Raw genomic sequence first — 13,638 nt, 5'->3', positions numbered from 1 at the left:
GAGGGGACCCGCGGAAGCCAGGAGGTCAACCTACGAAGTCATGACTGCCTTTGGGCCTTGGCCCGTCCCTCTGTCTGTCATGGTTTCGCCATGACGCGCGCGGGGTGTCGTCAGTACGGCAGGGCTTCGCCGCGCGCCTGGACGGACGCCACCAGGTCCTGCCGCGCGGAGCCGTAGAGCCCCGCGTCCAGCACGCCCGCGCCGGTGTCCAGCAGCCACAGCTCCAGCGCGCCCGAGCCTCCGGACACCGCCGGGGCCGCGCCGGCCACGCTGGCGGCACCCAGCCCCACGGGCACCACGGCCGCGACGGCGGTCAAACCCATCGCCTTGAGGAAGTTCCGGCGGTTCGAGTCTCCCGACATGACACGCTCCTTCGCTTGAAAAGCCCCGCCCTCTTCGGGCTTCAGGGTTGAGCAGCCTGCACCTGTGACGCCACCACCTTGAACAGCTCCGGGTCCAGGTGCGGCCTGGACCCCAACAACAACCGCTCCTCCACCGCCCGCGGCGTGTCCTCGCGCAGCTGCGTGCGGCCACCCGCCACGAGCTCCACGACGTCGCGGTACACCGTGGCCCGCGCGCCGTCCGCCCACGTCACCGTGAAGCCCCGGTAGCCCAGCCCCACGTCGGGCAGGGGCCGCGTTCCTTCCGGCAGCGCGTCCACCGCCTCGCGCAGGGCGCGCGACTCGTCGTCGGACAGCGGCCAGGTGGGCGGCTCCCGGCCGCTGAAGATTTCCACGCTCGCCCGAGCCGCTGACGCCATGGTCTTCTCCTCCGCGCCCGGCCCGTCCGCCGGAGCACCGCCCGTCGCGCAGGCCCAGGCTCCCAGAAGCCCCAGGCCCGCCGCCAGCCAGACGCCTCGCGGTGCCCGCTTCACGACACCGTCACGTTGTAGCCGCGGTAGTAACCGCAGAACACCGTGTAGCCGCCGCGGTTGGCCGTCTCCGGGTTGAGGATGAGCTGGCCGGCGTTGTCGGTGTTGCGCGCCGCGGTCCCGCCCGGCTTGTGGCACCAGTGGCTGTTCGCGCAGTAGCGGTACCAGTGGTAGTCGTAGTTCGGCCAGATGACCAGACAGACGTTGTAGTTGGCATCCGCCCGGCAAGACGTCTGCCATCCGTCCCGCACCGCCCCGGTGCCCACCGCCGTGCAGTTGATGCTGGCGTACATGGCCCCGGCCGCGCGGCCCGGCTGCGCGAAGGTGTTGGTGCGCAGGTTGCTCGCGAAGTTGTAGCAGTTGTTGTACGGCTGGTACGAGGCCCCGTTCCAGAAGCTGAAGTCCGTGTCGCTGGTGAGCGCCGCCGGATTGCAGATGGTCATCACGCCCTGCACGTCCTGGGACTGGAGGATGACGGACTCCGCCTCCGCCAGCACCGGGCCCGGGTCACGCAAGTCCAACCGCGCGCTCTCCGCCGAGTGCAGCAGGAAGCGCGAGCTCTCCGCCGCCTCCGGCTGGAACGCGCCGCCCAGGCGCACCACCGGCGGCAGGCCCAGCCGCTTCCAGTCGTCCGCCATGCCGGTGTCCTCGGCGCGCACGATGAAGCCCCGGTAGCCCAGGCCGCCCGTGTCGGCGTCCAGCGGCAGCAGCAGCGACCGGTCCGCGCGGATGCGCTCCGTCAGCTGCCGGGCCTCGCGCTCCGTCAACGCCCACCGCGGATTGGGACGCCCCGAGAAGATATCCAGCTCGACAGTCACCATGTGACACCTCTGGAGACGCTCGCGAAGCTGCTGACGAGCGCCAGGGAAGGCGGGGAGGGATGTCTGTCCTGGATACGACCAAAGCCTCTCAAGGGTCCATAGTGGAAAGCCGCGTTTCCTAGTTTTTACGTGATGACGCGAGATGACGAATTTGAACAGGAATTGAAGGATTCACTCCGGCCCTCCTGATGTGGGCTTCGGGTGTCTTCCGCACGCACCTGGGGCTCTGCCATATTCCATGGAGATCGTTTTTTTCCGGGAGGAGTTCAACATGGTCCGCACCTCGAACCTCATCAGCGCCCTGCTCCTCGTGAGTGCCTGTCAGAAGCCCCCGGAGGCTTCGCCGGCCGCGACTCCCGCGCCGGAGGTGGCGCCGGTGAAGACGGCGCCGTTCTCCCTGTCGGTGCTCCAGGACGCGGCGCCGTCGGGCTGTACGTGGCTGCGCCTGGAGTCGGACGGCAGACGCAGGGCGCTGGTGACGGTGGATGCGGCGTGTGACGGGCTTCAGCTCGCGTGGAGCGCGGATGGGAAGCACGCGGCGGTGCGGGACCCGGCTGGCAGCGCGCGGGGCCCCGGGCGCGTGTGGACGGTGGACCTGACGTCCGGGCAGGGCGCGGCGCAGCTGTTGCCGGAGGAGGGGGTGACGGACGCGGTGGGGTTCGACTCGGTGGGGCGGCTGGTGGCGCTGACGGCGCACACGGGCGAGCTGGTGCGGCGCGACGGTGCCTTCCTCTTCGAGGGCCGGCGCATCCCCCTCCCGGAGCTGGACGAGGGCGCGGGGCTCGCGCACGCGTACCGGCTGGAGGCGGGGGCATGGAAGCGCATCGAGACGGTGGCCACGCGCGGTGACGCGGACGCCGTGTTCGCGCTCGCCACGGCGGAGATGCTGGTGTCCTCCACGGTGGCCGGGGACCCGGATGCGCTGGTGGCGCAGGGGCTGGACGAGGGCAGCCAGGAGGCGGCCCGGCTCGACGCGGTGGTGCCGCACCGGGGGCACGACGTGTTCGGCGGCTGGGCGCGCATGGAGTCGCGGGGCGGCCCGCTGTTCGCGTGGCGGACCGCGGGCGAGCAGACCGCGCTGATGATGCCGGTGCGCTGGGAGGTGGAGGACGGCCACCTCGCCGAACCCGAGGGCCTCGCCCTGCCCGCCCAGAGCCTCGTGCGCGCGATGGCGCGCGGGGACCTGTTGCTGCTCACGGGCGCGACGCAGGTGCGCGTCTACGACCTGGGCTCGCGGCGCCTCGCCGCGGCGCTCAACGGCTTCCGGGCCGCGCGGTTCTGGCCGGAGCCGGGTTCGCTGGTGCCGCACGGGGCCACGGCGGAGTCCGGACAGCCGTAGTCGCCAGGGCTTCGGCCGCGCGGATGACGCTCAGCCCTGCGCTCCCAGGCCGTTATTGAAGGCCGCGAACATGAGGGCGCCGTAGAAGCCGCCGCAGAGGCAGCAGGAGAGCACGGGCACCAGGAGCGCGCCCGCCAGCGCCGTGCCCCAGCTGGTGCGGTGCAGCGAGCGGTAGGTGAAGGCGCGCAGTCCCATCGCCCAGAAGGGCGCGGCGTACACGGCGACGAAGGGAATCACGCCGACGATGTACGGCGCTTGCGAGAGCGCGTGCGCGCGCATCGTCACGGAGAAGCCGCGCTCCACGCCGCCCATGCGCAGGATGAGGTGGTCCAGGCCCGCGTTGGCCAGCGTCATGCCGGCACTGACGAAGGGCATCAGCACCGTCCAGGCCGCCATGCCCACCGTCATCCACAGCTTCATGGCCTCCGGATCCTCAACACCCTTGTCCGCCTGGGGGACCAGTCCCAGGATGATGCCGATGATGGCCGTGTAGACGATGCCCGTGGTCAGGAAGCCCGCGATCGCGGACAGGAACACGAACGTCATGGAGCTGCTCACGGGCGCGTCGGGGTTGACGCCCCGGAGCGTCGCCGTGGGCTGCATCAACAGGCCGTAGCACGTGCGCCAGAACGCCTTGAGCGTGCCCAGCTGCTCGCGCTGGTCCCACGGCAGCTGGCCCAGGGGTTCGCGCTCATGGCAGGTGACGCAGATGGCCCCTTCCGGGCCCTGGCGCAGGCAGCGGGCACAGGCGAACGCGCCACAGCGCGGGCACGTGGCCACGCTCCGCCACTCGGGGTGCACGGCGCAGACGGGCTCGGCGCTACCAGGGGTTGAGGCCACCAGCAGCGAGGCCCCGCACCGCTCGCACGTCTCCGCGCCGGGGGTGAAGGGGGCCTGACAGGAAGGACAGGAAGGCGTCATCGCCGCGCATCCTCGCACGGCCCGGGCTCCGTCACGCACGCGACCGAGGGGACCGGACGCACCGCACGAGTGGACGCGTGACCCGATCTCCAAGCGCTCGGACAGGAAGGCCGTCCACCTGGATGAGAAGATGAGAACGCCGAGGGGGCTCCCCGTCGCCCTGCGCACTCCGCGAACCGGTCCGACTGTCGGACAGGTTTGGAGGACCGCGCCTGGCAAGCCTCATCACCCGCCGTGACCGAGGCCTGGGTGGCGCGAAACCTGTCCGACTGTCCGACAGGTTTGGAGGACCGCAGGGGCCAACCTCGGCACCCGCCGGGACTGGGGGCGTCGGGCCACGGAAACCTGTCCGACTGTCCGACAGGTTTGGAGGACCCCGGCGGGCCAGCCTCGGCACCTGCCGTGACCGAGGCCTGGTGGCGCGGAAACCTGTCCGACTGTCCGACAGGTTTGGAGGACCCCGGCGGGCCAACCTCGGCACCTGCCGTGACCGAGGCCTGGGTGGCGCGGAAACCTGTCCGACTGTCGGACAGGTTTGGAAGCCATGGCGGGCCGGCCTCGGCACCTGCCGTGACCGAGGCCTGGGTGGCGCGGAACCTGTCCGACTGTCGGACAGGTTTGGAGGACCGTGGCGGGCCAGCCTCGTTACCCGTCGTGACCGGGGCTCGGGCGGCGGAAACCTGTCCGACTGTCGGACAGGTTTGGAAGCCATGGCGGGCGGGGCGTGCCTCGGAGAGGTGCCTCCCCGCTACGCCGGGTGCGCGTGAATCAAGGCTCCGGCGCCGTCTCCGGATCCACCGGCACCGAGGGGGACGTGCTCCCCGCCTTGTCCTGGGCCGGCGCGCTCCCAGCCGGTACCATGACGCCGGTCGCTTTCGGGGCCCGGGCCTCCTGCGCGGCTCGGGCCTGACGGGCCCGCTTCGCCTGCGACAGCGCCGTCTTCGCCGCGCCTGCATCACCCAGCGCCCGCTCTCGCTTCGCCAGCGCGTCCCACAGCTCCGGCGCGTCCGGGTGCAGCGTCACCGCCGCTCGCAAGATGCCCCGTGCCACCTTCGGCGAACGCGTGTCCAGCAGCCGCCTCAGGAAGCCCGCGGGCGACAGCACCAGCGACCCTTCCGGCGTCTCGAAGGCTTCGCGCACGTGCGGAATCGCCTCCGGCTCCCGGGCCGCCTCCATCAACCCCACGGCGTGCGCCAGGTGCGCGTCCATCGACTCCGGATGCAGCTCCGTCGCGCGCTCCAGCCAGCGCATCCGGTCCATCGGCTTCCGCTTCGCGCGGTCCGCCAGCGTCAGCAGCTCGTCCGTGTAGTCCGGCCGCACCTCGGGGGCGCGCACCGCCGCCTCCTTCAGCGCGGGCCACAGCCGCTCCGGGTCCTTCACCGCCTCCAGCCGGGAGCGCCGCAGCGCCGGCACCTCCGCGCGCTTCCACCCCGCGACGAAGCGGGCCACGTCGCTCCGCACGGTCGGACTGAAGCGCTCCGCCTCCGGACATTTCAGCGTCTCGCACGCGGCCAGGTAGTCCGCGAAGAAGCCCGCCGCGCCCTGCGTCCGGTACGCGCGCAGCCGCTCCGCGCCCATCGCCTTCTCCACCGTGGCCGCCATGTGCGCGCCCACGCGGATGAACAGCGACTCGCCACGCGGTTCGTGCGCGCCGCGGATCCGCTCCATCGCGCCCCGGCCGTCCCGGGCGATGGCCGCCCGGTCGAAGAGCGCCGACACCTTCGTGAACGCCCCCGCCAGGTCCGTCTCCGGCGGCAGCGTGCCCGGCCCGCGCGTGGCCCAGTCGTGGTACGCGAGCCCGTAGCTCGCCAGCCGCCCCATGCCCTCGTACACGACCGCGTCCACGGGGTCCGTGAAGTGGCCGCTCCGGCCCGGCGCGCCCTCGTCCAGCACCGTCTCCATCAACCGGAGGGACAGCCGGCGCAGCCGCTTCGCCTCGTCCTCCACGTTGGTGGCGAGCGCGATGGCCGTGTCCTCCGCCGGCAGCAGCACCAGCAGCGTCGTCGTCTCCGGCTGCCCGCCCGCGTGCGCCACGATGTAGTGGCCCCGGAGCGGATAGGTCGCGAAGCCCATGCCGTAGTCGGTGATGTGCCCGTCGCGCGTGACCATCGTCGCCTGCATGCGGCCCATCGTCTCGCGCGTCACCAGCGTGTGGTCCAGCACCGCGCGAGCGAAGCCCAGCAGGTCCTCCACCGTCGCGCGCGTGCCGCCGCCACCGAAGCGGCTGGTGACGTCCAGGAAGCGCGACGGCTTCAGCGCGGCGCCCACCACGCGGTAGCCCACCGCCTGCTGCGCGTCACGCGTGCTCAGCACGTCCACGTCCGCGTGGCTCATGTTCGCGGGCCCGAAGACGTGGTCGCGCAGGTACTCGCGGTAGGGCTGGCCGGAGGCCGTCTCCACCGCCGCGCCCAGCAGGTTGAAGCCCCACGTCGTGTACAGGTAGCGCGTGCCCGGCTCCGACATGAGCGGCCGGTCCGAGAACATCGCGATGGCCTCCTTCGTCGTCACCGGCTTCGTGTTGTTGCCGGCGCTCGGGCTGTCGTAGGTGGGCACGCCGCCCAGGTGGCCCAACAGCTGCCGCACCGTCACCGGCCACTGCTTCACCGGGTACTCGGGCACCAGCGTGTGGATGTCCGCGTCCAGGTCCAGCTTGCCCGCCTGCGCCAGCTGCATCACGGCCACCGCCGTGAAGGACTTGGTGATGGACGCCATGCGGTACGTGGTGCGCACCGTGGCCGGCAGCTTCTTCGCCAGGTCGCGGTAACCGTAGCCGCTCATCCACCGCTGACCGCCGCGCATCACGCCCACGGACAGGCCCGCCGTGGGGCCCTGCTTCAGGTCCGCGCGTACCAGCGCGTCCAGCGCGCGCTGCACCTCCGGTGGGAACTCGGAGGCCTTCGCGCCCGGCTCCGGCGCGACCTTCGCGCTGGACTCCGGTGGGGTCGCGGGCTTCGCGCCGGGCCCGGACGGCGCGGCCTCCGGCTTCGGTGCCGCATCCTGCTTCAGCGCGGCGGACCCGCTCGACGCGGGCGCCTGTGTCGCGACGGGGGCCTGCGCGAACGCGGGCCCTGCTTCCAACAACAAACACAGCGCGACGAAGAGCCGCTTCATGGCACTGCCTCCGCGGTCTGGCCGCTTCCACTGCCCGCCGGTGCATCCTCTCGCGAGGACGTGAGCGCCGGTGCGGACACCGCGCCTTCGTTCACCCAGCCCGCCAGCAGCGCGTCCGCGACCAGCTGTCCCAGCAGGTCCAGGCCCTGACCGCGCGGATGCACCAGGTCGTCGTGCATGAACCCCGCCTGATGGAAGCGCACGAGCGAACCCGCGCCGCCCATCGCCGTGTAGAGGTTGAAGAAGCCGCAGCCCTCGGCGAGCGCCACCTCGCGCTCGGCCTGGATGGCGGCCTCCAGGAACGGCCGCTGCTTCAGGGGCTTGCCCTTCGCGTGGCCGTCCTGCACCGCGTCCATGGGGCCCACCACCATGCACGCGCTGCCGGGCGCGGCGGCGCGGGCGCGGCGCAGGAGCACGGCCAGGTCCTGACGCACGGTGGGCAGGTCCGTGCGCTTCCACTCCAGGCGCTTGGACTCGTTGCCACCCAGGAAGAAGAGCAGCAGCTTCGGGTCGCGCTGCTGGAGCTGCGACTTCAGCGCGTCCTCCTCCAGCCGGCCATACAGCGTGGCATCCGCGGACGGCACGCCGAGCATGTCCAGCACGATGCCGGGCGCGTCCTGCTGCAGCACCACGCCCTGGACGATGGCGCCCTTGCCTTCCGCGGTGACGTCCAGCCACTTCGCGCCCGCGGGCAGGTCGAAGGACGTGGTGCGGCTGGCACCGTCCCCCTGCGGCTCCGTGCGCGCGAGCACCGCTCCGTCCACGGACACGACGAGCCGGCCCGCGCCCTTCACGTCCTTCCACCACAGCGTTCCACGCGGCTCGCCGTCCAGCTTGAAGCGGCCCCGGGCCCGGTTCCCGGTGGCCACGTGGTACACGCCGGTGATGCCGAAGGGGTGCGGCGGCGCGCGCAGCTCGCCCAGCGTGCGCGGCTGCCAGCCGTTGCTCACGGCGGCCGTGCGCGACCGTCCACCGTAGGGCGCCATGCGGTCCACCAGCAGCGCGCCCCGGCCCGCGTTGCCGAAGCCCGCCGTCAGCTCGTCGCGGACCACGTCCACGATGCGGTCCCCCGCGATGAGCGAGTTGCCGAACGCGGCGACGACCGTGGGCGTCTTCGCCGTGCCCTCCAGGAGCCCGTCCAGCGCGCTGAAGAACGGCGTCAGCGCGGACCGCGCGCAGCCGGTGTCACGCGGCTCCAGGCACGGCGCCTCCACCGCACCGCCCGGTGCCTTCAGCCGCGTGGCCAGCGCGTGCAGGTGTCCGGCGCGCTCGGTGGTGGGCGGCAGGGCGCGAAACGCGGAGCGCCCCGTGCTCCGGGCCGGCGCGGACACGCTCGCGGACGCAGGCACCACCGAGGGAGCAGCGACCGCCGCCAGCTCGCGCGTGGCCTCCGAGGACGCAGGCCGAGCGGAAGACCCCGCCTCACCCGACAAGCGCTGCGCGGAAGACGTGGCCTCCGCGGACGCGGGCCGCGCGGACGTGGCCTCCGTGGATGCGGGGCGCGCGGCACTCTCCTCCGGCGGCGGCACGGAGTCCGTCGCGGGGGGCGTCGTCAGGGGAAACCGGTGAGGGGGTGTGCGGGACTCGCACCCGGGGAGCAGCGCCCCCGCCAGGACAGCGAGCAACCCCGCTCGCCGGAGCCCCCGCGAGACATCGGGAACCTTCATGTGGCCCGCGAGCGTAGACGAAAGCCCGGGGGCGCGCATGTTCTGGACCCCACGCCTGGCCGCCTTGCGGGCCGCCCCGGCGTGGCTTCCCGGACATTGTATCCGTCCTGCATCACACGCCCTCCCCGCGCGCCCGACGGGAAGGCCGGTTTTTCCAGCGCCCCAGCGCGAATGCAGGGTCCGACCGCGAACAAGGTCCCTTCACATGGCGCGGCGCGCCCCCAGATTATCCGCCGCGAATATGGGCAAGAACCGGCTCACAACGTGGACGAAGCTCCACCGGCGATTTGGCGACCACGTGCGCCGCATGCGCAACAGCCGCTCGCTCACGCAGGAGGCGCTCGCCGAGCGCAGCGACCTGTCGGTGGACGCCATCCGCCGCATCGAGCGCGGCGCCTTCTCTCCGTCGCTCGACACGCTGGGCAAGCTGTCCGTGGGGCTGGACGTGTCGCTGAAGACCCTCTTCCACTCGTTCGAGTCGGAGCGCACCGACGGCGTGGCGGAGCTCTGCGACTTCCTCGCGAGCCGCTCCGGCTCCGAATTGAAGCTCGCGTGGCGCGTGCTCCAGGCCATGTTCGACGAGCGCTGAAGCGCGCCACCGTGCCGGTCGCACCCGGCAGATGTTCCCTGTCACCCCGTCCGCGTTTGCCCTATGGGTCGGGGCACATGAGCCGCGCGCCTCCCACCCTCCTCCTCGTCGAGGACGACAGCGACCTGCGCGACGCGCTCGTGGAAATCCTCCACGCCGAAGGGCACACCGTCATCGCCACGGGGACCGGTGAAGAGGCCCTCTCCTGGCTGGAAGCCCACCCGCTCCCCGCGCTGGTGCTCGTGGACATGTGGACGCCGCGCAAGGACAGCTGGCGGCTCCTGGACGCCCTGTCCCACCAGCCGCGCCTCGCGGACGTGCCCGTCGTGGCCATCAGCTCCAGCGAGGAGCGCCACCCCGCCATCCGCGAGGTGCTCTCCAAGCCCTTCGACCGCGAGGCCCTGCTCGCCGGGGTGCGCCGGTTCGTACACCCGCTGCACTGAAGCTGCCTTCAGCCGCCGGTCGTCCGCTGCCCCAGCCGCCCCGCCACGCCCGGGTCCAGCCGGAACGAGTCGAAGAAGCGGTCCGCGTCCCGGGGCGCGCGCCCCTCCGGGTGCAGCAGCAGCTGCTGGTACAGCCGAGGGCCCACCATGAAGAAGCGGCCCCGCAGGCGGCGCGGACCGGACACGCCGCCCACCTCCTGGCCCGGGAAGCCGCCCTCCATCTCCAGCGGCTTCGCGGAGATGGCCGTCGCGCCCAGGGCCTCCAGCGCGCCCTGGCTGGCGCGGTCCACCACCTCGCGCGGGCTCACCTGCGCCACGGCCGCGAGCGGGAAGTCCGTATAGGAGACGTAGTAGGCGGTGTCCTCCTGCGTGCGCGCGGCGATGAACGTGTGCAGCGTCACCTCGCCCACGTCCGTGGGCTGCACGCGCCGCTCCTCGGTGACGGGGCCGGGGAACGTCACGCTGAAGCCACCCTCCTGCGACTGGACGACGGAGGACGGCGCCTCCCGCACGGGCTCGGCGGCGGTCACGGGGGGCTCGGTCTGGGTGCGCCCCGCGCACCCTCCCAGCACCAGCAGGGCGGCGGCCAGCGGCACGGCCCGGTGGGAACGCTTCATCATCCAGACGGCTCCTGACATGGGGCCGCAAGGTACGCCCTGCCCTGTCCGGGCGCATCCCTCCGCGTCACCCGGGCACGCTTCAGGCAACGGTTGCCTCCGCCCTCAGTGCACCGCGGTGGGCTCCTCCTCTTCGGTGGGCGCGGGCGGCTCCGGCGGTCCGGCGGAGGACACCCGGGCCAGGTGGACGCGGAACACGGAGCCCTGGCCGGGCTGGCTCTCCACCTCGATGCGGCCGCCGTGCGCTTCGATGATCCGCCGCGACACCGACAGCCCCAGCCCCACGCCCGGGGCGCGCTGCTTCGCGTTGCCCGCGCGCTGGAACGGGACGAAGAGGTTCTTGAGGTCCTCCGGCGACATGCCGATGCCCTGGTCCGCCACGGACACCACCACGTGCCCGGCGTCCCCGCCCACGGACACCTCCACGCGGCTGCCCGAGGGGGAATACTTGAGCGCGTTGCTCACCAGGTTGTTCAGCACCTGCTCCAGCCGGGCGGGGTCCGCGCGCACCAGCACCGGGGAGTCCGGCACCACCAGCTCCAGCATGTGCCCGGAGTCGCCGGACTGGTACAGCTCCACCACGGAGCGCGCCAGCTCGCGCGTGTCGCGCACCTCCGGCTGGAGCTCCAGCTTGCCGGCCTCGATGCGGGTCGCGTCCAGCAGGTCCCCCACCATCTGGTCCAGGCGCGCCACCTGCCGGCGCACCAGCGCCAGCGTGCGCTGCATCCGCTCCGGCGTCACCTCTCCGCGGCCCGTCAGCGCCGTGGACAGCTTCAGCGCGGACAGGGGGTTTCTCAGGTCGTGCGCCACGCCGGCCAGGAACGCCAGCTGCTGCTCCTGCTGGTGCGTGAGGCTGTCCGCCATCTCGTTGAAGGTGTGGGCCATGTCGCGGATCTCCAGCGGGCCCTGCTCGGGCGCGCGCAGGTGCCGCCCGCCCCGGCCGAAGCCGGCCATCGCGTGCCGCAGCGCCGTCACCGGACGCAGCGCGAAGCGCCGCAGCCAGAAGACCCCCAGCCCCAGCGTCGTCAGCAGCAGCAGGCCCAGCAGCAGCCCCAGCAGGTTGGCCACCTCGCTCCAGTACGTCGCGCTGTGCCGGGCCTCCTGCGCCTGGTCCACGTTGATCTGGATGAGCCGCTCCAGCGAGCGCAGCGCCGCGTCCAGCGACGCCATGGCCGCCGCGTCGTGCTGGGCCGCGGAGTTCCCCTCCCCCAGCGGTGCCTGCTGCGCATGCAGGTAGGCGTACACCTGCAACTGCACCTCCGCCACCGCCTGGCGCTCCTCCTGGGTGGAGGCCGTGCCGAACATCTCCACCATCTGGCGGCGCAAGTCGGACTCGATCTGCCGCGGCGAGCGCCCGCGCGACGGGTCCGCCACCAGGGGAGCACCCGGCAGCATCACGAGGCGCGAGTGGACGAGCAGGTCCACCTCCAGCTCCTCGGCCTGCCGGACGCCTTCCACGGATTCACTCAGCGTGGAAGCCATCCGCTCCAGGGCGGTGGTCAGCACCACGAGCAGGGTGGCGGCCACCACGGTGAGCAGTACCAATCCACCCACCACGGCGGAGAAGAAGGCGCGCAGGCTCATCGCGCCTCCTGTGCGGGCCTCCAGCCGACGTGCCTGGTCATGTTCGGGCATCCTCCCTCCGGACCCGCGCCAACCCATCTGGTCGCCGCCCTCTTCCTGAGGAAACCAACAAGCGTCCGATATCGTGGATTCGCACTCCGGATGCGGGCAGGCCCATGCCCGACATCGCCCCTAAAAGGAGCCGGCCCCCCGAGGCCCGGCCATGCTAGTCAGCACGGACAACGCGGCTCGATGCGCCCTCCCCCGGTCGTCGGGGCGCCCCCGCCCTGCTTGAAGAGGTCACCCGATGGATCTGCTCGCACCACCGGCCCGCACGCTGAACTTCGATGCCTTCTGGCGCTGGCTCCAGGAGCACACCAACTGCATCCTGCGCTGTGGCTCCCCCGACATGACGCTGTTCGACCATGACGACTTCCACTGGATGCTGATGGAAGAGGAGCGCCAGCACGTCCTCCAGCTCATCAAGGGCAAGTCGCTGGTGGGCGAGATGGTGATGGTGGGCCGGGAGATCTCCGAGGTCACCATCTCCCCGGATCCGGACGCGGATCCTCAGGCGGGGCACTTCCTGGCGGAGCTGATGGGCGGCCCGAAGGAGGACCCGCAGGTGCTGTACCACTTCATCATGGCCCACGGCATCGAGCCGGTCGCCGGCCACCAGGGCTTCAAGCACTAGCGCGCCACGCGCTCGATGGCCTCCACCGCCGCGTGGACGCCGTTGATCCAGGAAGCGGGCCGCGCGCGGGGCCCTTCCTGGAGCAGGAGCTGGAGCTGGGACGCGACCTTCGTCTCCAGCTCCGCCGCGTCCCCCACCCGCTCCGCCTCCTTCAGCCGCAGGGCCTGCCGGTCATAGAGCCGGGACCGAGCCCAGGCCACCAGCGGCGTCCCGGTGGCCCGGGCCTCCTGCACGGTGTTGTAGCCGCCCGCCCCCACCAGCACGTCCACGCCCCGCAGCACCGCGAGCGCCGGCCAGAGCGCCAACCCTGACGCGTGGTCCGTGGGAACGAGCCACCGCACCGCCGCCCGCCCCCCGAGCGACAGACGCAGCCGCTCCGCGGTCGCCCCGGCCTCCGCCACCTCCTCCGGACGGCCGCAGCCCATCACCGCCACCACGGGCCGCGCGTCCCCGTCCTCCACGCCCAACCTCCGCCGGGCCTGCTCGCGGGGCAGCAGCGCGTCCGCGTCCAGCAGCAGCCACGGCGCCGTGCGCACCGCGCGCGGGTGGTGCGCGAAGGGCGCGTCCTCCCCGGGCACGACGAGCAGGTCGAACGCGTCCACGGCGCGGGCCACGTCGAAGCGCTCCACGTAGACGGGGTTCAGGTCGCGGTGCACCAGCACGCGCGGCGCTGGCACCGTGGGCAGCAGCGCCACCAGCTCACCGGCGAGCCCCCGGGGGAAGGTGTCCACCACCAGCACGTCCGGCGTTCCTTCCGCGAGCCACGCGCCCACTGCCGCCACGGTGGCGGGCTTGTCCAGCCGCGCGTCCACGCGGTGCACGGTGGCGCCGGGGCCCAGCCAGGACTCCAGCGGCAGGCCGGGGGCGAACGGGCTGTTGGTGAGGACCTCCACCCGGTGGCCCCGGGCCACGGCCGCGCGGGCCAGGGCCGCCGCGCGCGTCAGGTGGCCCAGGCCTCCGCCGAGCGCGTAGAGGCGCCAGTGCTGGCGTCGCGCGGCCACG

13 protein-coding genes are annotated in these 13,638 nt (G+C 72.6%); 4 read left to right on the top strand and 9 right to left on the bottom strand.

Annotation, left to right across the window (positions count from 1 at the left end; translation table 11 throughout):
• Positions 1–110: 110 nt before the first annotated feature.
• From NR792_RS28510 to NR792_RS28500, 3 genes are read right to left on the bottom strand one after another with little or no spacing between them, the layout of a single operon-like run.
• Positions 111–362, bottom strand: a complete 252-nt coding sequence (locus NR792_RS28510; RefSeq protein ID WP_375755853.1) for a hypothetical protein — start codon at positions 360–362, stop codon at positions 111–113.
• A 41-nt stretch (positions 363–403) separates the two neighbouring features.
• Positions 404–874 (bottom strand): hypothetical protein, encoded by a 471-nt coding sequence (locus NR792_RS28505; protein ID WP_375755852.1) that lies wholly within the window; start codon positions 872–874, stop codon positions 404–406.
• Positions 871–1,692, bottom strand: coding sequence for a hypothetical protein (locus NR792_RS28500; protein WP_375755851.1), 822 nt, complete (start codon positions 1,690–1,692; stop codon positions 871–873). Before NR792_RS28500 ends, NR792_RS28505 begins: the two co-directional genes overlap by 4 nt.
• A gap of 271 nt (positions 1,693–1,963) precedes the next feature.
• Here NR792_RS28500 and NR792_RS28495 point away from each other — a divergent pair, with 271 nt between their 5' ends.
• Complete coding sequence (locus NR792_RS28495; RefSeq protein WP_375755850.1) at positions 1,964–3,031, top strand: hypothetical protein; 1,068 nt, start codon at positions 1,964–1,966, stop codon at positions 3,029–3,031.
• Positions 3,032–3,061: 30 nt separating this feature from the next.
• Here the strand turns inward: NR792_RS28495 and NR792_RS28490 are convergent, their stop codons facing one another.
• The 3 genes from NR792_RS28490 to NR792_RS28480 all read right to left on the bottom strand — a co-directional run bounded on the left by NR792_RS28490 (position 3,062) and on the right by NR792_RS28480 (position 8,730).
• A complete protein-coding gene (locus NR792_RS28490; RefSeq protein WP_375755849.1) occupies positions 3,062–3,952 on the bottom strand; it encodes a YIP1 family protein in 891 nt (296 codons plus the stop codon).
• 768 nt (positions 3,953–4,720) lie between these two features.
• Complete coding sequence (locus tag NR792_RS28485) at positions 4,721–7,063, bottom strand: serine hydrolase (RefSeq protein WP_375755848.1); 2,343 nt, start codon at positions 7,061–7,063, stop codon at positions 4,721–4,723.
• Complete coding sequence (locus NR792_RS28480; RefSeq protein WP_375755847.1) at positions 7,060–8,730, bottom strand: GDSL-type esterase/lipase family protein; 1,671 nt, start codon at positions 8,728–8,730, stop codon at positions 7,060–7,062. The genes NR792_RS28485 and NR792_RS28480 overlap by 4 nt, the downstream gene beginning before the upstream one ends.
• Before the next feature lie 205 nt (positions 8,731–8,935).
• Between NR792_RS28480 and NR792_RS28475 the strand changes: the two genes are divergently transcribed.
• Together NR792_RS28475 and NR792_RS28470 are read left to right on the top strand one after the other, a co-directional pair.
• Complete coding sequence (locus tag NR792_RS28475; protein WP_375755846.1) at positions 8,936–9,319, top strand: helix-turn-helix domain-containing protein; 384 nt, start codon at positions 8,936–8,938, stop codon at positions 9,317–9,319.
• Positions 9,320–9,396: 77 nt separating this feature from the next.
• Positions 9,397–9,762: a response regulator gene (locus NR792_RS28470; protein ID WP_375755845.1), complete on the top strand. Its 366-nt coding sequence runs from the start codon at positions 9,397–9,399 to the stop codon at positions 9,760–9,762.
• A gap of 8 nt (positions 9,763–9,770) precedes the next feature.
• On the opposite strand, the gene NR792_RS28465 is transcribed toward NR792_RS28470, so the two are convergent.
• Complete coding sequence (locus NR792_RS28465) at positions 9,771–10,382, bottom strand: hypothetical protein (RefSeq protein ID WP_375755844.1); 612 nt, start codon at positions 10,380–10,382, stop codon at positions 9,771–9,773.
• 102 nt (positions 10,383–10,484) lie between these two features.
• A complete protein-coding gene (locus tag NR792_RS28460; RefSeq protein ID WP_375755843.1) occupies positions 10,485–11,963 on the bottom strand; it encodes an ATP-binding protein in 1,479 nt (492 codons plus the stop codon).
• Between the two features lie 286 nt (positions 11,964–12,249).
• Here NR792_RS28460 and NR792_RS28455 point away from each other — a divergent pair, with 286 nt between their 5' ends.
• On the top strand, positions 12,250–12,636 hold the full coding sequence (locus NR792_RS28455) for a serine/threonine protein kinase (RefSeq protein WP_171413405.1): 387 nt from the start codon (positions 12,250–12,252) through the stop codon (positions 12,634–12,636).
• On the opposite strand, the gene NR792_RS28450 is transcribed toward NR792_RS28455, so the two are convergent.
• A complete protein-coding gene (locus NR792_RS28450) occupies positions 12,633–13,637 on the bottom strand; it encodes a hypothetical protein (RefSeq protein WP_375755842.1) in 1,005 nt (334 codons plus the stop codon). The two genes, NR792_RS28455 and NR792_RS28450, sit on opposite strands and share 4 nt — an antisense overlap.
• Position 13,638 lies beyond the last annotated feature (1 nt).

The sequence above is a fragment of the Corallococcus exercitus genome (assembly GCF_042231735.1).
In the GTDB taxonomy this organism is placed as follows: domain Bacteria; phylum Myxococcota; class Myxococcia; order Myxococcales; family Myxococcaceae; genus Corallococcus; species Corallococcus exercitus_B.
The sequence above is the reverse complement of the archived record's forward strand: the minus strand, read 5'-3'. Positions and strand labels throughout refer to the sequence as shown.